Origin of the sequence: Amycolatopsis sp. DSM 110486, assembly GCF_019468465.1 — a bacterium.
Classification (GTDB): Bacteria; Actinomycetota; Actinomycetes; order Mycobacteriales; family Pseudonocardiaceae; genus Amycolatopsis.
The window spans coordinates 5,225,422-5,247,817 of the sequence record NZ_CP080519.1 but is presented as its reverse complement, the minus strand read 5'-3'; the positions used below and the strand labels follow the sequence as shown (position 1 = coordinate 5,247,817).

Genomic DNA, 22,396 nt, shown 5'->3' with positions numbered 1-22,396 from the left:
TCGGTGACGAGGCATGATGGCGCCATGGCCAGGCCATCCTTCGACTACGACGCCGAGCTGCGCCGCTATCAGCCGTGGCTGCGCGAGGCCGTCGCCGTGGGTCCCGGCGACACCGTGCTCGACATCGGGTGCGGTGCCGGGACGACGACGTGTGAAGCCGCGCGCCTCGCGGTCCGCGGAAGTGCGCTCGGCGTGGACGTTTCCCCGGCTCGGCTGGAGCCGGCGCGCCGCCTGGCCACTGCCGGGAACGTCACCAATGTGGAGTTTGAGCAGGCCGATGCGCAGACGTACCCGTTCCCGCCCGAGCAGTTCAGCCTCGCCTTCAGCCGCTTCGGCACGATGTTCTTCACCGACCCGGTCGCGGCGTTCACCAACGTCGGACGCGCGATGCGGCCGGGCGCGCGGCTGGTGCAGCTCGTGTGGCAGACCGGGGACCGCCAGGAGTGGGTGTCCGAAATCGGCCGCGCCGTCGGAAACCCCCCGGTGCCGGACGACAGCCCGTTTTCGCTCGGCGACCCCGCTGTGGTCAGCGAGGTGCTGACCACGGCGGGGTTCACCGACCTCCGCCTCACCGACGTGTCCGAACCCCTGTGGTACGGGCCGGATCCCGCCACCGCCGTTTCCGCGGTACTGCCCTTACGCCTGGTCGGTGACGTGCTCGCTCAGCTCGGCGACGACGAGATCGAGCGGGCACTCGGCCGGCTGCGCGAGGTCATGGCCACCCACCAGCGTGCCGACGGTGTGTGGTTGGACTCCCGCGCGTGGCTCGTCACGGCGTGCCGAGGTGCCGGGTGAAGAAGCGGACCGCGCTGGCGGCCTCGAACCGCGGGAGCTGCTTGTGCTTGCCCGCGTTGGCGTGCAACGTCTTCTCCGGCGAGGCGAAGGCATCGAACAGCGCGAGCGCGCCTTCCCGGGGAATGTGCTCGTCGTCCCACTGCATGGCGAACTCGATCGGGATGGTGATCTGCTTCGCCAGGTCGACCAGCGTCGAAGGCCAGAACTGACCCAGGGCCGCGGCCGTGATGCGGGGTTCGACCGCGATCAGCGGCACGCCGATCGCGGTGCCCATGTTGATCCCCCAGTAGCCGACCGGGCCGTGGATCTCCGGCAGTGTCTGCAGGGCGTCGAGTGCCGCCTGCCATTCGGGCACCGCGCGAGCGGCGATGTCGCCGTTGTAGCGCTCGACGATCGGGCCGACGGGCTCGCCCGTCGCCATCGCCTGCTGCATCACGGCGACCTCGCGTTCGTCGGCTTCCGTACGAGGTCGATCGCCGTGACCGGGCGCGTCGAGCACGGCCACGGAGAACCCGGCGGCCACGAGAAGCCCGCCCCGGCCGGTCATGGCCGGGTGCTTTTTGTGGTTGCCACCACCGTGCCCGAGGAGCACGAGCGGGCCGGAGCCCGCCGCGGGTGACCAGAGGACGCCGGGGACGTCGCCGACGGTGAATTCGCGTTCGACGAGACCGTCGGCCGAGGTTTCAGAAGTGAAGTACATGGCATGCCGCCTTTCGGAAGTGCTCATGGCGCTCCCGGCGACACCTACCGCCCGACCACGAAACTGAGGGGGAGCACCCACATCGATCCACTGAACATGGGTCTCACCTCCTCGAGCCGAATCGCGGTCGACCACAAACTACCGACCCCGGCGCCCTCTGGCCAACCCTTTTTTTCCGCGCTTAGAGCCCCGCCAGCCCGTCCGGCGTGCCGACGCCCGTCGGGGAGTCGTAGCCCGCGGTGGCGACGCAGAGGTAGTCACCGCCGCACTTGGCCCCGCCCGAGACCTGGTCGTTGGAGCCGTCGGTGACATCGAAGAAGTGCCCCGCACCGGCGTACACGGTGGCGGCCGTCGTGGTGCCCGCGTGCCCGGCCCGCGCGATCAGACCGGCGACGAACGGTGCCGAGGCGCTCGTGCCGTTCGCCGTCGCCCAGCCACCCGCATCGGTGAAGTAGATCGACAACTGCTCGGCGACCGCCGAGACATCGGCGACCGTCCGGTTGCGACAGTGCGGATCCCGCTGCCATGCCGGTTTCGCGACGTACGCCGAGCAGCCGCTGCCTCCGGAGAGCCACGCCGACTCCGCGAAGGCGCGGTCGGACGAGTCGCGGCTCAGCGTCGTGCCGCCGACGGCCACCGCGTCCGGCAGCACCGCCGGATAGCTGGCGGCGGTGAACCCGTCGTCACCTGAGGACACGACGGTGGTCACGCCGGGGTGCTGGTAGCTGCTCGCGTAGGAAAGCGAGTACCCGTTCTCCCGCCCGCCGTAGCTGTTGGTCACGATCTTCGCACCCAGTCGCACGGCGGTATCCTCCGTGGCGGCCAGATCCGGGAACAGCGGACTGTCGCCCTCCACCACGAGGATCCGGCACGACGGGCACGCCGCCGAAACCATCGATACGTCCAGTGTGGACTCCAGATTCCAACCAAAGCTCTGGCCGGGCAAGGGCGCCGCGTCGCCGCGCTGGTTCACCTTGTGGAAGCAGCCGGTGTCCGAAGTGCACAGTGGCAGCCCGTATTGGGCGCGGTAGGTGTTGAGGTCCTGCTCGAGGGTCGGCGAGTCGTAGGCGATGGAGATCGCCACGAGGTCACCTGGCCCCGGTTCGGCGGGCAGGCGGTAGGCGGCGGCGAGGTCGGTCGCACCCCAGCCGTCCGGGGCAACGGCCGTGGCGTAGCTGGTGAGGCAGCGCGCCATGGTCGGCCCGACGGCTCCGCAAGCCGCTCGGGGAGCGGTCGCGGCACCCGCCGTGCCGGTGACGGCGGTGAACGCCGCCCCGACGATCACCGCGGCAGTGAAGACTTTACTGAACACAGTGGACACTCCCCTCAGAAGTTCACGCGGTAGGCGGCGGTGATCGTCTCGGCGACGGTGCTGCCACCGGCGTCGGCGGCGGTGACACGCAGGGCCACGGCCATTCCCCGGAAATCGTCGGGGACCACGGAGTAGGCCGCGTGGAACGTGCCGTCCGCGCCCGGGGTGACGGTGGCGTCCTGCCACGTCGCCCCGCCGTCGGTGGAGAACTGCACCGTCGCCGCGGAGACCGCACTCACAGCGGACGTCTGCACGTGGGCGAAGGTGACGTCGAGCGACTGCGGACCGGAGGCCGTGGAACCGTCGAGGCCGAGGCCGCCGATGTCGTAGCCCGGCATGAGCAGGGGTTCTGCCTGGCACAACGCGCCGGGGTCGGCCCCGCGCACCACTGAGCATTGCAGCGGCGCCGGCAGGGCAGCGCCCTCGACGTGCTGCGAGCGCCACGTCCACTCGGTGTGGGCCGCGGTCGACAAGGAGAACATCGGCCCGCTGCGCGCGGCGTCCACGGTGAGCCCGAGCGTCGCCGGCTCGGGGCTCACCGCCTGCGTGAACTGGACGTCGTCACCCGGCACGCCCTGCGCCACGATCGTGCCGTCCTGCGTCAGCGTGTAGTGACCGGACACGGTGTCGTTCGGCCCACTGCGCAATCCGCCGGTGTGACCGGGCTGGTTGTCGGACAACGGGATGAGGCTGATCGAAACGTCGTCGCCGGCGCGCGCCGCACCCGGAGCCACGTGGGTGGAGCCCTTGATCGGCGTCCCGACCGCGACGGCCTCGGCGGTGTGCAGCGGGAACTTGCCGTAGCCCTCCGTCGCGGTCTGGCCGCCGCGGTAGACCTCGCCGGTCATGAACTGACCGCCGACCCAGCTGCCGGACTGGCTCACGAACTTGGCCGTCGTGCCGAACCACAGCAGGTCGGGAGCGGCGGAAACGTACTCGATCTGGTGCCGCGGCAGGTCGATCGGCACGCCGGGCCGGCCACCGCCGTCCTCGAAAGCGAACAGGCCGCTGCGCTGCACGCGGCCGATCGACTCCTGTTCGGCGTAGTAGGAGGTGTCGACCGTGGCGAGGTCGGCGCTGGTCACGGTGTAGCGCTGCTTCGGGATGGAGCCGATGCTCGCCTTCTGCAGCCAGTACTCGTACGGCGTGCCGGCGCTGGGCGGCGACACGAGCCGCGCGTAGGGGTAGGTCTGCAGCGCACCGGTCTGCACGGGCTTCGCCACCGGCGAGATCCACAGGGGCACGCCAGGCCCGGCGTCGTAGTCGAGACTGAAGGCGGGGCCGGTCTTCGCGGCGCGGCGGACGAGGAAGCCGTTGTCGTCGAGCAGCGCCGGGCGCGGCGTGACCCAGGTGACCTTGCTCGACGCCTTCGCGGCGTCCATGCGCACGGTCTTGTCGCCCTTCACGGCGAACTCGGGGTCCACCACCTCACGCACCCCGGAGACCGTGCCGTCGGCCGCGGTGGTGAAGAAAACACTGATGGCGCTGTAGTTCCCGGCCGGCACGCTGTATTTGGCGGTGCCGTCGTAGAAGTAGTTGACCGATTCGTTGCTGTCGAGCAAGGTCGAGTCGTCGGTGTTCGTGAGGAACGCGACCCCGGTGTCGGACGGCGTGCCATCCGCCTCGTTCGCCGCGAACGTCAGGGTGTTCAGCACTGTGCGCGGCTGTTTCTTCGCCGGCGCCGAAGTGCCGTAGGTCGCGCCGCCGGCGAACAGGCCACGACCGCCGAAAGTGCCGCGGGCGCGGTCCGCTGTGTACTGCTTCGCCAGCTGCGCGCCGAAGTTCTGCGCGGCCGCGCGGTCGAACGTGCGCGTCGGCGTGGTCACGTGGTCGCTCGCGGCTTTGTCGACGTCGAACAGACCGAGGTCCAAGCCGTTGCCCAGGTAAGGCACCGCGGTGGCGGGGATCTCGTAGTTGCGCCCGCCGAGGCCGAGGTGCACCAACGATCTAGCCGGGCCCTTGGCTGCGGCCGGGGCCACGTCGTACGTCTCGCGCCCGCCGCCGACGTCGTGCACTGTGACGACATCGCCCGTGATGAGCAACGCCGTTCTGTCGTGCGGCTGATCTGCTTGCTGTTGTGCCACTTGCGGCGCTGCGGCCGCGACCCCTGCCCCTGTCGCGACGAGCGCCACGACCCCCAGCACGGTCAAAGGTTTACGCACACACACCTCCAGTAGGGAACGGATCACCCGCTACCTACGTGAAGGATCCGGCGGAGGTTCCACCGCCGTTCCGAATTGCTCCGTTCGGCCCAACGATCAGGTCACCGCGTAGTCCGACGCGCGGAAGCGCCGGGTCCGCCGCCAGAACTCCACGGTCCCCGCCGGCCACAGCACGGTGTTGCGGCCGGACTTCGGGTCCTGGTACCAGCTGCGGCACCCGCCCGTCTGCCAGACGGTGGCGGCCATCCGCGAGTCGAGCCAGTCGTTGAACGCGTCCTGCACCTCGGCTCGCACCTCGAACGCCTTGGCGCGGCGCAGCCGGCGCAGCGCGGCGACCACATAGGACGCTTGCGCCTCGATCATGAACACCTGGGAGTTGTGGCCCAGCCCCGTGTTCGGGCCGACCATGAGGAACAGGTTGGGGAACCCGGCGACGGTCGTGCCGAGGTAGGCCTCGTTGCCCTTGCTCCACGCGTCGGCGAGCGTGCGGCCGTCGCGGCCTTCGACCTCGAACCGGATAGTCTGCTGCGTGTCGAACCCCGTGCCGTAGATGATCACGTCGGCGGGCACCGCCACCCCGTCGGCGCCGACCACCGCGTCCGGCCGCACGGACGCGACCCCGCCGGAGCGGACGTCGACGTGCGGCTTCGTCAGCGCCGGGTACCACGTGCTGGAGATGAGCAGCCGTTTGCAGCCGATGGTGTAGTCGGGTGTGAGCCGCGCGCGCAGGTCCTCGTCGGGCACCTGCTTGCGCAGCAAGCGCTTCGCGAGGCCGGCCGTCTGCTCCATCGCGGCCGGGTCGGCGACGAACCCGACCGCGCGGCGTTCGTGGATCCAGTACAGCCGGTCGCGCACGTACCAGCGGAACGGCGGGAACCAGCGCGCCCAGAACTTGTGCCGGGCGTCGAAGGCGCGGTCGGCCTTCGGCACGATCCACGGCGGCGTCCGCTGGAAAACCGTGAGCGCGGCAACCTGGTCGACGATCGCCGGCACGAACTGGATCGCGCTCGCTCCCGTGCCGATCACCGCCACGCGCTTGCCCGTCAGGTCCACGTCGTGGCGCCACTGCGCGGAGTGGAACACCGCGCCGCGGAAAGACTCCACGCCCGGCAGTTCCGGGTACGCCGGGTGGTGCAGCGGACCGACGGCCGACACGACGAACCGCGCGCGGTAGGTCTCCCCCGTCGCCGTGGTCACGTCCCACCGCCCGGCGGCCTCGTCCCACGCGGCGCGCGTGACGCGTTGCCCGAAGCGCAGCCGGTCGAGCAGCCCGCGCCGGCGCGCGACGTCGTGCAGGTACTCCAGGATCTCCGGCTGACCGGCGAACAACCGGCTCCAGTCGGGTTTCTGCGCGAACGAGTACGAGTACAGCGGCGACGGGATGTCGCAGCCACAGCCGGGATAGGTGTTGTCGCGCCAGGTGCCGCCGAGGTCGTCGGCCGCTTCGAGGACGCGGAACGAGCGGAACCCGGCCTTGTCCAGCCGCGCCGCGATGCCGAGGCCGCTGAAGCCCGCGCCGATCACGACGACGTCGACGGATTCAGCCGGCATCCGAGAGCTCCCGCTTGAGGACCTTGCCGGACGGGTTGCGCGGCAGCTCGGTGACGAACCGCCACTCCACGGGCACCTTGAAGTCGGCCAGCAGCTTCACCGCGTGCTCGCGCAGGCTTTCCTCGCTCGGCGTCCGCCCGGGCCGCGGCACGACCACTGCCCGCACGCGCTCGTCGAAGATCGGGTCGGGCACACCGACCACGGCGACCTCGGCCACGTCGGGGTGCTGCGCGAGCGCACTCTCCACCTCGAGGCTGTAGATGTTCTCGCCGCCGCGGATGATCATGTCCTTGAGCCGGTCGAGCACGCGGACGAACCCGTCGCCGTCGATCGAGCCGACGTCACCCGTGTGCAGCCAACCGTCCACAAAGGTCGACGCGGTGGCCTCCGGGTTGCCCCAGTACCCGGCGGCCACCACGGGTCCGCGCACGCACAGCTCGCCGACGGTGTCGCGCAGGTCGCGCGGCGGCTCGCCCGGCAGGGCGATCGCGACCTCGACGCCCTCGACAACCGGGCCGACGCTCCACGCGTGGCTCAGGTACTCCGCGCCGGCGGTGAACGTGACGATCGACGTGCCTTCCGTGAGGCCCCAGACGTTGCCCAGCACCAGATCCGGCAGCTGCTCCTTCACCAACGCGGGGAACGATTCCGGCACCGGCGAGCCGCCCATCACGAACAGCCGCAGCGACGACAGGTCCGCGCCCGCGTCTTCCGCCTTCAGCAGGATCAGCCGCAGCATGGCGGCGACGCCCGCGAAGAACGTGATGCGCTCGGACGCCATGAGCGCCACCGTGGTCTCCGCCTTGAACGCGGGCGTGAACACGCAGCACGCGCCGTTGGCGAGGAAGCCGATGAACTGCGACACGATCGCGGTGGCGTGGAACATCGGCGCGGCCACGAGCGTGCGTTCGCCGGGGCCGGCGCCGAGGCGCTCGCGCACGGTGCCGGCGTTGAACATCAGGTTGGCGTGCGTCTGCATCGCGCCTTTGGGGCGGCCGGTGGTGCCGGACGTGTAGAGCAGGTGCGCGACATCGCCCGGTTCACTCCGCTGACCCGGTTGCACGGCGGGGTCGACGGTTTCGCCGGTGTCGGCCGTGAGCACGGCCGAGTCGACGGCGCCGGGCAGGTCGCGGTCGGTGATCACGAGTTTCGCGCCGGAATCGGTGAGCACGTGCTCGATCTCGGGCTGGGCGAAGCGCGTATTCACGAGCACGCCGATGGCGCCGGCGAGCTGCACGCCGAAGTAGCTCACGGCGTACTGCCAGCCGTTGGGCAGCAGGATCGCGACGCAGTCGCCGGGCTCCACGCCGAGCTCGCGCAGCCGCGTGGCGACCACGGCGGAGCGGCGCACCATGTCGGCGTGGGAGATGCGGGTCTCGCCGTCGACGAGGGCTTCGGCCGGGCCGTGTCTTCCGGCGACGTCGAGCAGCATGGCGGGCAGGGTTCTGGCGGGCACGGGGATCTCCTGGGTGCTCAGCGGTACTGGATGCTCAGCGGTGACGGGGTGCTCAGCGGTAGAAGCCGCCGCGGGTGAGCCCGGAGCCGCCGTCGAGGCGAAGCGCCTGGCCCGTGGTGTAGCCCGCGGCCGGGGACAGCAGGTAGAGGACCGAGCCGACGACTTCGCCCAGCGTCGCGACGCGGCCCATCGGCACGCCGGCGAGCAGCCGCTCACGAGCCGATTCGGGCATCGCGAGCACCTTGGGCGTCGCGAAGAGACCGGGTTCGACAGCGTTCACGCGCACGCCGTCGCCGCCCCACTCCGCGGCGAGCGAGCGCGTCAGGCCGAGCACGCCGGCCTTGGCCGCCGCGTATGCCGCCTGGCCCGGCAGGCCGTCTTCCGCCGCGACGGAGGAGAGGAACACGATCGCGCCGGCGGATTCCTTCAACGCCGGATAGGCCGCGCGGGCGAGGACGAACTGCGCGACGAGGTTGGCGTCCACATCGGACCGGAAGGCGTCGAGCGGGAACCTGCTCGCGCGGTGGACGGTGTCGACGATCCCGGCGGCGCCGATCACGGCGTCGAGGCCGCCGAGCCGTTCGACGGCTTCGGCGACGGCCTGCGCGGCGGCGGTTTCGTCGGTGAGGTCGGCGACGAGGTGCTCGGGTTCGGCGGCAACGCGGTCTATGCCGACCACGCGGGCGTCGACCTGCGTCAACGCGGCGACGAGCGCCCGGCCGAGACCGCCTGCGGCGCCGGTGACCACCACGCGGCTGCCCGGCCGCGGCAGGGGCGACCAGTCGTGTTCGGTCATGAGATCCTTGTCCCGTGTCGATCGATTGATCGACACCAAGGCTAACCAGGTGGAGTTCGCCTCGTCAACGTGCCGATCGTACGATCGCCACGTTCGCACCCCCACCTCTAAACCGGAAGGAGGGCCGTGGCCAGGAAGAAGTCGCTCGACGAGGGGCCCGATCTCCGGGTCCTGATCCTCGAACGCGCGAGTGAGCTGTTTCACGAGCGCGGCTACAGCGCCACGTCGATCCGCGACCTGGCCGACGCGGTGGGCATCTCGTCCTCGACGATGTACCACCACTTCACGAACAAACAGGAAGTGCTGCACGCGATCGTTTCGCGGTTCATGACCGACTTCGTGGACGCGACCGTGCCCGTGCTGCGCGACGAGTCCCTTTCGCCCGGCGAACGCGTGCGGCGGGTCGTGCGTCTGCACCTCGAACTGAGCGACGACCGGCGCCCGGAGCTACTGGTAGGCAACCCCATCCGGTACGCGCTCGACCCCGCCCAGCAGGCCGAGGGGATCAAGCTGCAGACCGCGTACCACGACGCTTTCCACGATGTCCTTGCCGAAGGCGTCGCCGCCGGCGAGTTCCGGATCGAGGACGTCACCGTGACCACGATGGCGCTGCTCGACATGCTCAACGGCGTGCGCGAGTGGTTCGCCCCGTCCGGCCGGCTGACGCGTGACACGATCGTGGCGCAGTACACCGCGCTGGTCGAGCGGCTGATCGGACGATGAAAACAGCCCCGGCCGAGGTGGCCGGGGCTGTGTTTTCAGGTTTTCAGCTATGAGTCACTTGGTGGTCGCGTTCGCGGCACTCACGATGATGTCGGTGACCTTGTCGGGGCGCGAGACCAGCACGGCGTGCGAGGCACCCGGCACGACGACGGTGTGGGCGTGGGCGCGCTCGGCCATCCACTTCTGCGCGGCCGGCGGGATGTTCTTGTCACCGGTCGGGATCAGGTCCCACACCGGGATGTTCTTCCACGCGGGCGCACCCGACGGCTCGCTCAGCGCGGACGCGGCGACCGGGCGCTGGCCGGCGGCCATCTGGCGGGCCTGCGACAGTGGGACGTCGGCGGCGAACTGGTTCGGGAAGAGGTCCTGCTTCACGTAGAGGTCGGTCTCCCCGCCGGGGAGGGTGACCTGCTGCAGCGTGTCGCCGAGCGTGCTGCCCGGGAACTTGTTGGTCAGGTCGAGCGCGGACTCGCCCTGGTCCGGGATGAAGCCCGCGATGTAGACGAGCGCCTGCACCTTGGGGTCGTTCAGCGCGGCGCTGGTGATCACCGAGCCGCCGTAGGAGTGCCCGACCAGCACGACCGGTCCGTCGACGCTGTCGACCAGGGCCTTGATGTAGGCGCCGTCGGACGCGACCCCGCGCAGCGGGTTGGCGGCGGCGACCACCTTGTAGCCGCGCTGCTCGAGCCGCGTGACCTCGCCGTTCCAGCTCGACGTGTCGGCGAACGCCCCGTGCACCAGCACGATCGTCGGCTTCGCCTTCGCCGGCGCGTGGTGGTCGGCCTGCTGCGGCGCCGCCGACGACGGCACCGCCACGAACACGGCGGCCGCGGCCAACGCGGCGGTCGCGGCGGCGATCCGGGCCAGGCGAGTACGTGTGCGCATCTCTTGCTCCTCGGGAAGTTCGGGCTTCGCTTGTCCTGAACACTACAACTTAATTGTGTGCAATCAAGTTGTGCGCAGTGCGTGAAAGATCATCGTAAGAATCGGAATATCGAAGCCGCCGGCTGACGACGGGGGCTGCGCACGGATCCGGACGGGTGAGACGAGCCCGACACGGGGGCCGATCGTGGGATCATTCGGGCAACTCGGCTAAAGTTGCCGCTCCGTCGGGGTCTCAGGTTCGTCCAGCCACGGGGTTCGTCATGACCATCACGTCCACATCCGAAGCAACCGGCAGCGTCGAAGCCGCCAGACCGCGCCGCCGCGCCCTGGTGTTCACCGGCCTCGGGCTGCTCGTGCTGTTCCTCGCCGGCGCCTGGTCGGCGTGGTTCTTCACCATCGATGACGCGTTCATCAGCTTCCGCTACGCCGCCAACCTCGCCGCCGGCCACGGCCCGGTGTGGAACGTGACCGGCCCGCGCGTGGAGGGCTTCACCGACTTCTCCTGGGTGCTGTGGTCGGGGCTCGGTTCGTGGCTGGGGCTCGCGTTGCCGCTGTTCACGAAGGTGACGTCGCTGGTCTTCGGCGTGCTCACGCTGCTGATGCTGGTGACGACCGGCCACCGCCGGGGCGGCCTCGCCGGCGCGCTCGTGGCGGGCGGCGCGTATGTGGTCTTCCTGCCGACGTACTTCCACATCACGAGCGGCCTCGAAACGGCCGTGTTCGCGGCCGTGCTCCTGCGCGCGGTGGTGCTGGGCCTGCGCGCGCTCGACGGTGAGCGCGTGCACCCGTGGGAACCGCCGTTGCTGCTGCTCGTGCTCGGCACGCTGCGGCCGGACGGCGTGCTGGCCGCGCTGCCGACCGTAGCCGTCTGGCTGTGGACGACGCGACGCAGCCGGGCGACGTGGTGGTGGACGGCGGGCGCGGCCGTGGTCGGCGCCGGGTATTTCGGGTGGCGCTGGCAGTACTACGGGCAACTCCTGCCGAACACCTTTTACGTCAAGTTCGGCGACCTCGCGTCCGGGCGGATGTGGACGGAGCACACGTTCTGGCTCCTACTCCCCCTGCTCGTGCTGACGCTGTCGCTCCTGCTGCGCCGCGCCACCCGCGCGACGGGCGGACTACTGGTGGCCACCGTCGTGCTGACGTACGTGACCTACGCCGTGTCCGGGCCGACCATGGACTACCTCGACCGCTTCGCGGACCACGGCGTGCCCGTGCTGTGCCTGGGCGCGGGTCTCGGTGCGGCCGCGCTGGGCGGGCGGTGGCTGACGGCGCTGACCGGGGTCGTCGCCGTGGGCTGGTCGGCCGTGGCCGGCGCGACGGCACCCGACATGGGCACGATCGCGAACTACGGACCCGACCTGCAGCGCGCGCACGTGGCGATCGGCAAGGGCCTCGGCGCGGCCGACGTGCCGGAGCACCAGCGCACTCTGGCCGTCGGCGACGCCGGCGCCATCCCGTACTACAGCGGCTGGCAGGCCATCGACTACATCGGCCTCAACGACGCGCAGATCTCCCGCGGCGCGGATCCGACCGAGGTCATCCTGAAGGCGCGCCCGACCGTCTTGATCATCACGTCGGGCGCGCCGCAGATCCCCGAATCCCGTTACGGGGTGCGCAACCGGGAGGTCATCGCCGGGTACCAGGAAGTCGCCGCCGTGCGGATGCGCGCCGACTACTTCCAGACCGTGTGGGTGCTGCCCGAGTGGGCCGACACGGTGCGCGACCACGTGAACGCCGCCGTCGCCGAGGCCGCGCCGTCGAACGACCCCGGGCGGTACGAGCTCACCGTCGACCGGTGGCTCGACCGGCTCCGGAGCCAGCTGCTCGGCTGAGTCCACAAAGGACTTACCCGAGCCGCGCCTCGAACCCGGAAGTCACCGACGCGGCCGGCACCAGCGCGTGCCGCACCGCCAGCGCCGCGGCCTCCAGCCGCGAGTGGACCCCGAGTTTCACCAGTACCCCCTGCACGTGGCTGCGCACCGTCGCCGTGGACACGCCAAGGCGGCGCGCCATCGTCTCCGTCGTGTTGCCGTCGATGAGCATCGCGAGGCACTGGCGTTCGCGGCCGGTGAGGAAGCGTTCGCGCAGGTCGACCTCGCGCGAGCGGTCCGCGGTGGGCGCGGAGGTGCGCACGGGGACGTCGACGAGGGTTTCACCGGCGATCACGCGGTCGATGGCGTTGATGAGGTGTTCCACGCCGCACGTCTTGTGCACGTAGCCGGCCGCGCCGGAGCGGAGGGCGTCGGCGACCGCGCCGTTGCCGGGGCTGGCGGTGAGCATGATGACCTTGGTGCCCGGGCTCGCCGCGAGCGTCGCCGCGACGCCGTCTTCCACGGGACCGGTCCCGAAGTTGCGGTCGAGCAGGCAGACGTCCGGGCGTGTTTCGCGCACGGTCTCCACCACGTCCGCGAGCGTGAGGGCGGTGCCCACCACCCGCATCCCGTGCCGTTCCAGCAGCCCGGCCAATGCTTCGAGAAAGACCTTATGGTCGTCACCCAGGACGATGCTCGTCATTCGTGCTCCCCTTCACTCAGGTGGCTGGGGAAGACGATCCGCACGCACGTGCCCTCCGGTTCACCCGGACCGACCAGGGCCTGCGCACCCGACGCCTCGGCGAGGTGCGCGACCGTGACCAGGCCGAGCGACGCCGTACCCGGCGGGATGCGCCCGAACCCGGGCCCGTCGTCCGTGATCGACACGGTGACCGGCGAGTTCGCCGTGAGCTCCACGCGTACATGACCGTCGGGCCCCGCGGCGCGTACCGCGTTGCCCAGCACGTTGGCGAGGATCCGCCACAGCACCGTGCCGTCCACGCGGACGGCAGCGGCCGCTCCGTCCGCGAGCACCACCGAAGGCTCACTGACCCGATCGGCCAGCTTCACCAGCTGCGCCAGCAACGGCCGCAGCGGCACGATCTCCTCGTGCGTCTCGGCTGCCAGCGCGTGGGAGACCAGAGTGCGCAACCGCGAAACCTGCTCACCGATCAGCTCCACGCCGGCCACGTCCTTGAGCTCCGACTCGACCAGGTAGGCCAACGTCGTGATCTCGTGGCCGAGATCGTGCAACACTCCCCACAGAGCTTGAACGGTCCGATCCTCGCTGCGGCGCCCGGTGGCCGCCCGGCGTTCCGGCACGGTTTCCATGGCTTTTTCCCTCGCCTTTACCTTTTCCCCGACCGAAGGGAGTCGTCCGCGATCTTGGGGACGTTACTGGCGCATAACCCAAGCGTCGGCGAATAGGCGGGAATCAGCTCTCGTGCGTGACACCGCTCGTGGTGACGATGATCTTCCAGGGCCCCGGTGGCACCGCGGAGTCGTCGACGAACTGCCAGTCGATCCGATCGTTCTCCCCATCGAGCTCGGCGAATCCGAGGCATCCGTTCAACGCAGGTGAGACGTCCATTCCGGCTCCGTTGAAACGATCATTCGCCGGCCGGGCATCGTCGGTGCCGAACACGTACTTCGCATCGTCGTACTGACCTGGGCCCGCGTCCTGGATCTGTCCGTAACAGACCTTGCCCGCATGCCGGATGCGTACCCAGCGATTTTTCAGAAGACTGAAGCCAGGGTCGGAAACCCGTGCGGAATAGCGTTCGTCAGATGCCCACGGAACCACGGCGGCGCGTTGGCGATTTGCCACCTCGTCTCCCACATCGTCGAAAGGGACGTCGAGGTAGAACGGATTCTCCCGCGGTGTCATGCGTGTGGGAAAGAATCCGTTGGCCACCGTGCGCGGTTCGGTCTCGCAGTTCCCGCGCGTGACCACTCCGTCGCAGCCGCCGAAGTGGTCGAGCCACCGGTCGTCGTAGGCGGACTCCACTTGGCTGCCGTCTTCGGCGTTCGGGTCGAAGATCTCGCCGACCCAGAACGTCGTCGCCACGATGTTCGTGTGCCAGGGGTAGGCCGAGGGCGCCGAAGGCGGGACGACCGGTGCGGCCGAGGGCGGGTTCGCCGGCGCGCCCGCCCCAGGGGAGTGGACGGGCGCGCCGGTGCAGGACGCGGTGGTCAGTACGGCCGCCAGACCCCACACCGCGAACCTGATCCGGGTCGCTGCCCGGCGGCTAGCGCTGGGCAGCGACGGGGAACGGGCGTCAGTCACCGGGCTCCACAGGAGCGATGACCTGCCCAGGTCGCGTTGCCGGGATGAGCGGCTTCGCGTTGCGGCCGAACGAACCGGCCTTCGAGGAGTTGCGGCTCGTCACGCTGAACCGCTGCGGACCCGTGGTGGACGCCTGGATAGCGGCCGCCGCGGCAGCACCGGTACCCACGGCGAACGAGTAGTCGTCCGTCGTCACCGAACCGTTGGCGATGAGCCCGAGGCCGAAGCTCAGCCCGGTCGCGCCCGCGGGCGCTGCCGGAGTGGTGAACGTGGCCTGCGTCCAGTTCGACGCCGCCGCGAGCCACGGGCCGGACGTCCAGTACGCCCAGAAGCCCTGGGTGTTGCGGTAGTACAGCGAGAACTGCGTGATCGCCGTCGACTTGTACCAGACCCCGATCGTGTAGGTCTTGCCCGCGGCGATCGTCGGGGTACAGGACCCGAGGTCGAACGTGGGCAAGAGCTTCGCGTCGCCGTCTGTGTAGTTGGAGACGTCGAGCTTTTGCGCGTACGTACCCGTGTGCTTGTCCGTGGTTCTCGTCCACGTCGGCGTGTTGCCGCCGTAGCCGCCCGGCATGTAGCAGTCGGGGAACCCGGTGCCGCTGGTCGAGGTTTCGAGCGACGTGTTCACCAGGCCGGTGTTCGTCGACGCCGGTGCCGTCACGACCGCCTTTGCCGCGCCACCGATGGCCTGCTGCATCGTCTTCACTGTCGTGCCCACGCTCTTGCGCGCGTTCAGCCACGAGAGGAACTGGTCGAGCCGTGAAGTGGAGATCGACAGCTCGTCGCACCCGGTGCCGTCGCAGACGTGGTGGAAGGTGAAGGTGAGCAGGCCGCCGTTGGTCTCGGCCGCGGTGACCGCGCTCTGCATCTGGGCCAGGGTCCAGGTGTTGTCGTCCTCGTCGAGCGCCTTGATCTCATACGCGTCGGCGGGCCTGGTCGTGTCGGCCGCCGGACAGCCGGCACAACCGTGTGCCGAAGCCAGGTCGCCGAGACCACGGGCACTGTTGTAGCCGCACGCCTTCACGTTGTTCTTCACCGAGGTGTTCAACGCTGCGTACGGGTACGCGAAGCTGGTCACGGAGAAGCCCATCGCGGCCAATGAGGCGCGGCCGTTGCAGATCTGCCGCTTCGCCTCGTCAGCCGGCACCGTGGTGAGGTCAGGGTGCGTCACTGTGTGACCACCGATCTCGTGCCCGGCGTTTTTGATCGTGTTCAGGTTGGCCTGCGTCAGGTAATTGGGCGCGCCGACCGAACCGCTGATGATGTAGAACGTGCCCTTCATGTTGTACTTCTGCAGGATCGGCAGCGCGGTCATCTGATCCGAGTTGCCGTCGTCGAAGGTGAGCACCACGCCCAGCGGCCGCGTCAGCGACGCACTCGCCGTGGAACTCCCCACCGCCAACGCGGGCAGCACGCACAGCAGCGCGGCCGCGCAGATCGCGAGCCGCGTGCGTGCCCGCCGGAAGTCCAATCCCTTGCGGGCTTTGCGGTGTTTCCGCGTACTTCTTTCCATGGGTGGCCACCAAAATGATCGGGGATACCTCAGCTGACCGTAGGGTTAACACCCCGCACCCGGATCCCCCTAAGGGACGAGCCCGCCTACCGCAAATGCCGGATCTCCGTCATCTGCATGAGCCGTCTTTCGCACAGCTGGCTGAGGACAACCCGTATCGGGGCCTGTTTGCTGTGCGGCGTGGACATCACCCGCCTGTTCCTGATCGAGGACCACCGCATGGTGGCCGACGTACTGACGTCGAGCCTCGCCACAGTGCCCTGGATCAGGGTGGTCGGCACGCGCGCCACCTCCGACCCGACGCTGCGCTCCGCGCTCATCGCACAGCAGCCGGACGTGGTGACCGTGGAGCTGGAGTCGCTCACCGACGTGCGTGACCGGATCCGAACCTGGCGCGATGCGGCGCCGACGGCCCGCTTCGTCGCCCTCACCGCGAGCCGGGACCGAGATCTCGCGGTGTGCGCTGCCCACGCGGGGATCGACACCTGGATCCCCAAGGAAACTTCGCTCGAAGACCTGCTGGACCGCGTGCGCGGCGCTCGCGCCGGGCACGCGTGGTACCCGCCGGAGCTGCTGGCCGTGCTGTTCGACCGGTTGCGCCGCGATGGCGCCACCCGGCACCGGCCGGCTTCGAGCCCTCTCGACGTGCTGAGCGAGCGTGAACGCGAAGTGCTGGTGGCGATGGTCGACGGCGACCGCAGCGACCAGATCGCGGCTCGGCTCCAGCTTTCCCGCAACACCGTGCGCACACACACCCGCAACCTGTTCCGCAAACTGAAAGTCCACAGCGGACTGGAAGTCGTCAAGATCGCCCGAGCTGCCGGCATCGAGCCTCACGGCGAGGCGCCGTTATGGAAAGGGGAAACCCCTTGACACTCATGGCCGAATCCCCCCTCAGCGAGACCGAGGGCCTCATCTCCGTCGCCATCGTCGGCATGGGCTACGTGGGTCTGCCGACCGCGTTGGGCCTGCACGCCGACGGTGCGCGGGTGCTGGGTCTCGACACGAGCGCCGACCGGCGCGAGTCGATCCTGGCCGGCGAGCCCGACCTCGTCGAGGCCGACCTCGCGCGCCTCGTCGTGGCCCGCAGGGACGGCCGGTTCGACCTCACCGGCGACCCCGCTCGGCTGGCCGAGGCCGACGCCGTGATCATCTGCGTCCCGACGCCGCTGGACCGTTACCTGACACCGGATCTGGGCCCGCTGCGGGCGGCGTGCCGGTCGGTGGTCGAGCACGCCCGCCCGGGCCAGACGCTCATCCTCACCTCCACCAGCTACGTGGGAACCACGCGCGAGATGCTCGTGGAACCGTTGCGGGACCGGGGTCTTGTGGTCGGCGATGACGTGTTCGTGGCGTTCAGCCCCGAGCGCATCGACCCCGGTGTCGCCGAGCACACGCAGCAGAGCACGCCCCGCGTCGTCGGCGGCTGCACGCCGGCGTGCACCGGCCACGCCCGGCGCGTGCTGCAGAAGCTGACGCCGCTCCTGCACGAAGTCTCCTCGGCCGAAGCGGCGGAGCTGACGAAGCTGTACGAGAACTCGTTCCGCGCGGTGAACATCGCACTGGCCAACGAGTTCGCCGGCATCTGCTCGACGCTGGAGCTCGACCCGATCGAGGTGACGCGCGCGGCCGCCACGAAACCGTACGGGTTCATGAGTTTCTACCCCGGCCCCGGCGTCGGCGGGCACTGCATCCCGTGCGACCCGCACTACCTGCTGTGGCAGCTGCGCGAGGCCCACGGCGACGCGCCGTTGATCAGCCAGGCCATGACGTCGATCGCGCACCGGCCCGGCCAGGTCGCCGACCGCGTCACGGCCACGCTCTCGGCCGCCGGCCGCGGGGTCGCGGGCGCGCGGATCGTGGTGGTGGGCGTGACGTACAAGCCGGGCGTGCGCGACCTGCGTGAGTCGTCGGCGCTGGAGATCCTCGAGCGGCTGGCGGCCGGCGGGGCGAAGGTCGAGTACCACGACCCGCTCGTGCCGGAGCTGAAGCTGGGCGAGCGCTCCTACCAGAGCAACCCCGACCCGCACGGCACGGACTTCGACCTCGTGCTGATCCACACCGTCCACCCCGGACAGTCCTACGACTGGATCGAGCACTGCCCCTTGGTGCTCGACGCCACCTACACGTTCGACGCGGCCACCCACCGCGAACTGGTCTGAACAACCCCCGCGAGAAAGGGCGTACCCCATGCGGTGCTTGGTGACCGGCGGGGCCGGCTTCATCGGTTCCCACCTGACCGAGCGGCTGCTCGGCGAGAACCGCGAGGTGGTGGTGCTGGACGACTTCAGCACCGGCACCGAGCAGAACCTCGCGGCCGTCGCCGGCGACCCGCGGTTGCGGATCGTGCGCGGTTCCGTGTGCGATCAGGCCGCCGTCGAGTCGTGCATGGAGGGGGTCGAGCAGATCTACCACCTGGCCGCGGCCGTCGGCGTGTTCACGATCATGCAGAAGACCCTCGACAGCCTGCGCACCAACCTGTTGGGCACCGAGGTCGTGCTCGACGCGGCGCTGCGCCACGACGCGCGCATCCTCGTCACGTCGACCAGCGAGGTGTACGGCAAGAACACCTCGATCGGGCTGAAGGAGGACGACGACCGCGTGGTCGGGTCGCCGTTGAAGAACCGCTGGTCCTACGCCGAGGCGAAGGCCCTCGACGAGACGTTCACCTACCTCTACGGCAGTGAGCTCGGCGTGCGGACGGTGCTGGTGCGGCTGTTCAACACCGTCGGCCCGCGCCAGCGCGGCCGCTACGGCATGGTGGTGCCGCGGTTCGTGGACCAGGCGCTGACCGGGCAGCCGCTGACGGTGTTCGGCACAGGCCGGCAGACGCGGTGCTTCTGTCACGTGCTCGACGTGGTGCCCGCGCTCGTGGCGCTGCTGGACGACGAGTCGGCGCACGGCAACGTCTACAACCTCGGCAGCCCCGAGCAGGTGAGCATCGAAGAGCTGGCGGAGCTGGTGATCGCGGCGACCGCGTCCGACAGCACGATCGTTCGAGTTCCGTACCAGGAGGCGTACGGCGCAGGTTACGAGGACATGCAGCGTCGGGTGCCGAACTGCGCACGGGCGGCGCAGCAGGTCGGGTTCCGCGCTGTGCACAGCCTGCGGGAGACCATCGACGCGGTCATCGAGGACCGGCGGACGCAGTTGCGGACCGCCGTCGCCGGTTGATGACGCTCCGGACGTCCCCGTCGCGTCACCGCGTCCGGGTCGCCTTGCTTCTCCTCTGTGAGCTGCTGGTGTTGACGTTGTTGCGAGACGGAGGAGCGCGCGCGGCCGTGCAGCCGCACACGATCGCGTCGCTCCCCTACTGGAACCTGGCCGGAGGAACCTCGACGGTGCAGGCGCACGAGTCACAGGTCACCGAGGCGTCACCGTGGCTCTACGGCCTCGACGCCCAGGGCCGGCTCGTCGCGCAGTCGAAGCGCACGGACGATCTCGCGCGGCTGCGCGCCACGGGAGTGGAGATCACGCCGACGATCGCGAACGTCACCGAGGGGCGCTGGCACCCGCAGATCGTGCAGACGATCCTGCACGATCCCGCGGCGACCGCGCGGCACATCTCGGACATCGTGGCACTGGTCGTGCAAGGGGACTTCTCGGGCGTGGACATCGACTACGAGGAGCTGCGCTCGAGCGACCGCGCCGCGTTCACGGCGTTCATCACGCGGCTGGCGGATGCGTTGCACGCCAACGAGAAACGCCTGTCGGTGGACGTGTTCGCGAAGACCACCGACGCGGGCTACGACGAGCGCAATCGAGCGCAGGACTACGCCGCGCTGGGCCGCGCCGTCGACCAGGTGCGGTTGATGGCGTACGACTACCACTGGCAGACGTCGGCGCCGGGCCCGATCGCGCCCGAGGGCTGGGTTCGCGACGTGCTCACGTATGCGACGTCGCAGATCCCGCGGTCGAAGATCGTGCTGGGCGTGCCGATGTACGGCTACGACTGGGTGGGTCACACCGCCGTGCCGGTCACGTGGGTGCAGGCCTACGGGCGGTCGCGGGAGTTCGGGGTGCCCGTCGAGTGGGACGGGTTCAGCGAATCGCCCCACTTCTCCTACACCGACGCCGCCGGGTTGCGGCACGACGTGTGGTTCGAGAACGCCTACAGCGCGTCGATCAAGTTCTCCCAGGCCCGGCAATTCGGGATCGGCGGGGTCTACCTCTGGCTCTTCGGCACGGAGGACGACCTCGTCTGGTCGAAACTCGACACCTACTGGACTCCTGCGGAGGAGCGATGATCCCCCTGTGGCTGCTGGCAATCTTCGTCTTCGGGGTGAACTTCACCCTGTGGGGCACCGCCGGTCTGGCGCGCGCGCTCGAAAACCGCATGCGGCCAGCGCAGCCACCGCGGCCGTCACCGGTGCCTCGTGCGCGGCCCGCCCGCGTGCACCGCTCGCGCGTCGCCGTGCTCATGGCCGCGCACAACGAGGAGGTGGTGATCGGCGATTCGCTGGCCGCCATCACCCGCCTCGTGCCGGCGTCGAACGTCCACGTCGTGTCCGACGGCTCCACCGACCGCACCGTCGAGCTCGCCCTGGCGTGCGGCGTGAACGTCACCGAGACGCCCAGCAACGTCGGCAAGGCAGGCGCGCTGGAGGAAGGCGTGCGCCACTTCTCCCTCGCCACCCGCTACGACGCCGTGCTGCTGCTGGACGCCGACACCCGCCTCGACCCGGGCTACTTCGACGCCGCCCTCCCGCAGTTCGACGACCCCGACGTGGTCGCCGTGGCCGGCTGCGCCGCCACCGACTGGTCCACCTCCCGCCGCGGCTTCCTGGCTTTCCTGTTCACCGCGCACCGCGCACGCATTTACGCACTGCTGCAACGCCTCCTCAAGTTCGGCCAGACGTGGCGCCGCACCAACGCGACCCTCATCGTCCCCGGCTTCGCCAGCCTGTACCGCGCGGAAACCTTGCCGCTCATCGACATCAACCCCCCGGGTTTGGTGATCGAGGACTTCAACATGACGTTCGAGGTCTACCGCAAACGCCTCGGTAAAGTCGGTTTTTCCTTGAAGGCTATCGCCGTCACCCAAGACCCGGACGCCTTGCGCGACTACGTCCGCCAGACGCGCCGCTGGGCCCTCGGCTTCTGGCAAAGCGTCCGCCGCTTCCGCCCGCACGCCGACCTGTTCAGCTTCATGCTGGGGCTGTACGTGCTGGAACTGGTCCTGGCCAGCCTCTTCATGGCCTTGCTGCCGCTGATGGTCGTGCTTCTGTTGCTGGCCCTCATCCCCGGCTTCCTGTCCGTACCCATCGCCGGCGACCTGACCTTGGCGATCGGCCACTACGTCAACCTCCCGACCATCGCGTTCGGCATCCTCGTGCCGGACCTCCTCCTCACCCTCGCCGTCGTCCTGACGGAACGCCGCGCCCGCTACCTGCTCATGGCGCCCCTCTACCTCCCCGTACGGTGCCTCGACGCCTGCATCGCCCTCTGGACCCTCCCCCAAGCCTGGCGCGACGGCACCGGCCGCTGGCAAAGCCCCACCCGCCGCGGCACCGACATCTCCGCGACCCCGGACCTCGCCACAATCCACACCCGCGCCGGTGTGGGTGTGGGCTCCGGCGTGGGTTCGGGCCTGGGTGCTGCCGCGAGTGCCGGAGTGCCGGGGGGCACCGAAGTGGGTGCGAGTGCGGGTTCGGGTTCGGGCCTGGGTGCTGCCGCGAGTGCCCGAGTGCCAGGGGGCACCGAAGTGCCTGGGGGTACCGGCTTGGCCGCAGTCCCCGGCCCGGCTGCGGGTAACGGCCTCGGTTCCGGTGACGGCACTCGCCTTCTTCCGTCCCCGTTCCCTCGCAACCTCCCCGCCCAGCACAACGGCTCGGGCCCCACAATCCCCTCCCACAGCAACGGCCCCAGCCGAACGCTCCCGTCGCTACCTCCGACGCCCTCCGCCCCATCCCCCACGTCCGAGACCGAACCGGCCTGGCCACCCGAGTGGCCCCCGGACTGGCCCCCCGACCCCTTCCCACGCGAAAAGGTCGGCTGACCTCTCCCACCGCAGCGGCCCTCGGCCAACCCCCTCCCCGCGCAACGACAACGCACCGCACACCGGCACGCCGTCGCCGCGCGATCACCAACCAGCATCGGCTCTCACCCCCGCCGCACGCCGACGCCGCGTGGTCTCCAACCAGCGTCGGCTCTCGGCCCCGCCGCACGCCGACGCCAACGCCGACGCGGCACCGGCCCTGGCCCTGGCCCTGGCACGGCAACCCCGCCTAACCACCCGTGGCCAAGGCCCGCACCACGGCGGATACGCCGCCTGCCACCACCAAGACGCGCAACCTCGCCGACCTACCAGAACACCGGCAAGGCCCACGCCGCAGCGCAAACCAGCTCAGCGTCTGCGCAGCTTGGTGGCCAACTGGGCAGGCAACTCAACCCACCTGCCAG

The 22,396-nt window shown here is 70.0% G+C and carries 19 protein-coding genes; 8 read left to right on the top strand and 11 right to left on the bottom strand.

Annotated features, from left to right (window positions below; all coding sequences use genetic code 11):
• Positions 1-24 precede the first annotated feature (24 nt).
• Positions 25-795 (top strand): class I SAM-dependent methyltransferase, encoded by a 771-nt coding sequence (locus tag K1T34_RS25585; protein ID WP_220246712.1) that lies wholly within the window; start codon positions 25-27, stop codon positions 793-795.
• On the opposite strand, the gene K1T34_RS25580 is transcribed toward K1T34_RS25585, so the two are convergent.
• The 6 genes from K1T34_RS25580 to K1T34_RS25555 all read right to left on the bottom strand — a co-directional run bounded on the left by K1T34_RS25580 (position 770) and on the right by K1T34_RS25555 (position 8,772).
• On the bottom strand, positions 770-1,495 hold the full coding sequence (locus tag K1T34_RS25580; RefSeq protein WP_220246711.1) for an alpha/beta hydrolase: 726 nt from the start codon (positions 1,493-1,495) through the stop codon (positions 770-772). The two genes, K1T34_RS25585 and K1T34_RS25580, sit on opposite strands and share 26 nt — an antisense overlap.
• Positions 1,496-1,676: 181 nt before the next feature.
• A complete protein-coding gene (locus tag K1T34_RS25575) occupies positions 1,677-2,807 on the bottom strand; it encodes a S8 family serine peptidase (RefSeq protein ID WP_220246710.1) in 1,131 nt (376 codons plus the stop codon).
• A 14-nt stretch (positions 2,808-2,821) separates the two neighbouring features.
• On the bottom strand, positions 2,822-4,747 hold the full coding sequence (locus K1T34_RS25570) for a hypothetical protein (RefSeq protein ID WP_255638794.1): 1,926 nt from the start codon (positions 4,745-4,747) through the stop codon (positions 2,822-2,824).
• A 318-nt stretch (positions 4,748-5,065) separates the two neighbouring features.
• The gene (locus K1T34_RS25565; protein ID WP_220246708.1) at positions 5,066-6,520 is read right to left on the bottom strand and encodes an NAD(P)/FAD-dependent oxidoreductase; all 1,455 of its coding nucleotides are present in this window, start codon (positions 6,518-6,520) and stop codon (positions 5,066-5,068) included.
• Positions 6,510-7,976, bottom strand: a complete 1,467-nt coding sequence (locus K1T34_RS25560; RefSeq protein WP_220246707.1) for a class I adenylate-forming enzyme family protein — start codon at positions 7,974-7,976, stop codon at positions 6,510-6,512. Before K1T34_RS25560 ends, K1T34_RS25565 begins: the two co-directional genes overlap by 11 nt.
• 52 nt (positions 7,977-8,028) lie before the next feature.
• A complete protein-coding gene (locus tag K1T34_RS25555; RefSeq protein WP_220246706.1) occupies positions 8,029-8,772 on the bottom strand; it encodes an SDR family NAD(P)-dependent oxidoreductase in 744 nt (247 codons plus the stop codon).
• Between the two features lie 126 nt (positions 8,773-8,898).
• Here K1T34_RS25555 and K1T34_RS25550 point away from each other — a divergent pair, with 126 nt between their 5' ends.
• Complete coding sequence (locus K1T34_RS25550; RefSeq protein ID WP_220246705.1) at positions 8,899-9,495, top strand: TetR/AcrR family transcriptional regulator; 597 nt, start codon at positions 8,899-8,901, stop codon at positions 9,493-9,495.
• 54 nt (positions 9,496-9,549) lie between these two features.
• Here K1T34_RS25550 and K1T34_RS25545 read toward each other — a convergent pair whose 3' ends face one another.
• Positions 9,550-10,380 carry an alpha/beta fold hydrolase gene (locus K1T34_RS25545; protein ID WP_220246704.1) on the bottom strand — a complete coding sequence of 277 codons (831 nt, stop codon included), beginning with the start codon at positions 10,378-10,380 and terminating at the stop codon, positions 9,550-9,552.
• A gap of 260 nt (positions 10,381-10,640) precedes the next feature.
• On the opposite strand from K1T34_RS25545, the gene K1T34_RS25540 reads away from it, so the two are divergent.
• Complete coding sequence (locus K1T34_RS25540; RefSeq protein WP_255638703.1) at positions 10,641-12,215, top strand: hypothetical protein; 1,575 nt, start codon at positions 10,641-10,643, stop codon at positions 12,213-12,215.
• Positions 12,216-12,228: 13 nt separating this feature from the next.
• On the opposite strand, the gene K1T34_RS25535 is transcribed toward K1T34_RS25540, so the two are convergent.
• The 4 genes from K1T34_RS25535 to K1T34_RS25520 all read right to left on the bottom strand — a co-directional run bounded on the left by K1T34_RS25535 (position 12,229) and on the right by K1T34_RS25520 (position 15,994).
• Entirely contained in the window at positions 12,229-12,897 is a 669-nt protein-coding gene (locus K1T34_RS25535) for a response regulator transcription factor (protein ID WP_220246703.1), read from the bottom strand.
• Positions 12,894-13,526 carry a HAMP domain-containing sensor histidine kinase gene (locus K1T34_RS25530; protein ID WP_220246702.1) on the bottom strand — a complete coding sequence of 211 codons (633 nt, stop codon included), beginning with the start codon at positions 13,524-13,526 and terminating at the stop codon, positions 12,894-12,896. Before K1T34_RS25530 ends, K1T34_RS25535 begins: the two co-directional genes overlap by 4 nt.
• A gap of 103 nt (positions 13,527-13,629) precedes the next feature.
• Complete coding sequence (locus K1T34_RS25525; protein WP_220246701.1) at positions 13,630-14,262, bottom strand: hypothetical protein; 633 nt, start codon at positions 14,260-14,262, stop codon at positions 13,630-13,632.
• A 211-nt stretch (positions 14,263-14,473) separates the two neighbouring features.
• Positions 14,474-15,994: a polysaccharide deacetylase family protein gene (locus K1T34_RS25520; protein WP_220246700.1), complete on the bottom strand. Its 1,521-nt coding sequence runs from the start codon at positions 15,992-15,994 to the stop codon at positions 14,474-14,476.
• A gap of 180 nt (positions 15,995-16,174) precedes the next feature.
• Here K1T34_RS25520 and K1T34_RS25515 point away from each other — a divergent pair, with 180 nt between their 5' ends.
• From K1T34_RS25515 to K1T34_RS25495, 5 genes are all read left to right on the top strand, one after another.
• Complete coding sequence (locus K1T34_RS25515; RefSeq protein WP_220246699.1) at positions 16,175-16,867, top strand: response regulator transcription factor; 693 nt, start codon at positions 16,175-16,177, stop codon at positions 16,865-16,867.
• A 5-nt stretch (positions 16,868-16,872) separates the two neighbouring features.
• The gene (locus K1T34_RS25510; RefSeq protein ID WP_220246698.1) at positions 16,873-18,156 is read left to right on the top strand and encodes a nucleotide sugar dehydrogenase; all 1,284 of its coding nucleotides are present in this window, start codon (positions 16,873-16,875) and stop codon (positions 18,154-18,156) included.
• Positions 18,157-18,184: 28 nt separating this feature from the next.
• Entirely contained in the window at positions 18,185-19,168 is a 984-nt protein-coding gene (locus tag K1T34_RS25505; protein WP_220246697.1) for an NAD-dependent epimerase/dehydratase family protein, read from the top strand.
• A gap of 107 nt (positions 19,169-19,275) precedes the next feature.
• Positions 19,276-20,241, top strand: a complete 966-nt coding sequence (locus K1T34_RS25500) for a glycosyl hydrolase family 18 protein (RefSeq protein WP_220246696.1) — start codon at positions 19,276-19,278, stop codon at positions 20,239-20,241.
• Positions 20,238-21,992: a glycosyltransferase family 2 protein gene (locus K1T34_RS25495; RefSeq protein ID WP_220246695.1), complete on the top strand. Its 1,755-nt coding sequence runs from the start codon at positions 20,238-20,240 to the stop codon at positions 21,990-21,992. Before K1T34_RS25500 ends, K1T34_RS25495 begins: the two co-directional genes overlap by 4 nt.
• Positions 21,993-22,396: the final 404 nt, after the last annotated feature.

Excerpts from the sequence above, each read along its gene's own strand:
- K1T34_RS25585 (WP_220246712.1), top strand. The coding sequence starts at position 25 with ATGGCCAGGCCATCCTTCGACTACGACGCCGAGCTGCGCCGCTATCAG.
- K1T34_RS25495 (WP_220246695.1), top strand. The coding sequence starts at position 20,238 with ATGATCCCCCTGTGGCTGCTGGCAATCTTCGTCTTCGGGGTGAACTTC.
- K1T34_RS25520 (WP_220246700.1), bottom strand. The coding sequence starts at position 15,994 with ATGGAAAGAAGTACGCGGAAACACCGCAAAGCCCGCAAGGGATTGGAC.
- K1T34_RS25545 (WP_220246704.1), bottom strand. The coding sequence starts at position 10,380 with ATGCGCACACGTACTCGCCTGGCCCGGATCGCCGCCGCGACCGCCGCG.
- K1T34_RS25510 (WP_220246698.1), top strand. The coding sequence starts at position 16,873 with ATGGCCGAATCCCCCCTCAGCGAGACCGAGGGCCTCATCTCCGTCGCC.
- K1T34_RS25555 (WP_220246706.1), bottom strand. The coding sequence starts at position 8,772 with ATGACCGAACACGACTGGTCGCCCCTGCCGCGGCCGGGCAGCCGCGTG.
- K1T34_RS25505 (WP_220246697.1), top strand. The coding sequence starts at position 18,185 with ATGCGGTGCTTGGTGACCGGCGGGGCCGGCTTCATCGGTTCCCACCTG.
- K1T34_RS25535 (WP_220246703.1), bottom strand. The coding sequence starts at position 12,897 with ATGACGAGCATCGTCCTGGGTGACGACCATAAGGTCTTTCTCGAAGCA.
- K1T34_RS25530 (WP_220246702.1), bottom strand. The coding sequence starts at position 13,526 with ATGGAAACCGTGCCGGAACGCCGGGCGGCCACCGGGCGCCGCAGCGAG.
- K1T34_RS25565 (WP_220246708.1), bottom strand. The coding sequence starts at position 6,520 with ATGCCGGCTGAATCCGTCGACGTCGTCGTGATCGGCGCGGGCTTCAGC.
- K1T34_RS25580 (WP_220246711.1), bottom strand. The coding sequence starts at position 1,495 with ATGTACTTCACTTCTGAAACCTCGGCCGACGGTCTCGTCGAACGCGAA.
- K1T34_RS25540 (WP_255638703.1), top strand. The coding sequence starts at position 10,641 with ATGACCATCACGTCCACATCCGAAGCAACCGGCAGCGTCGAAGCCGCC.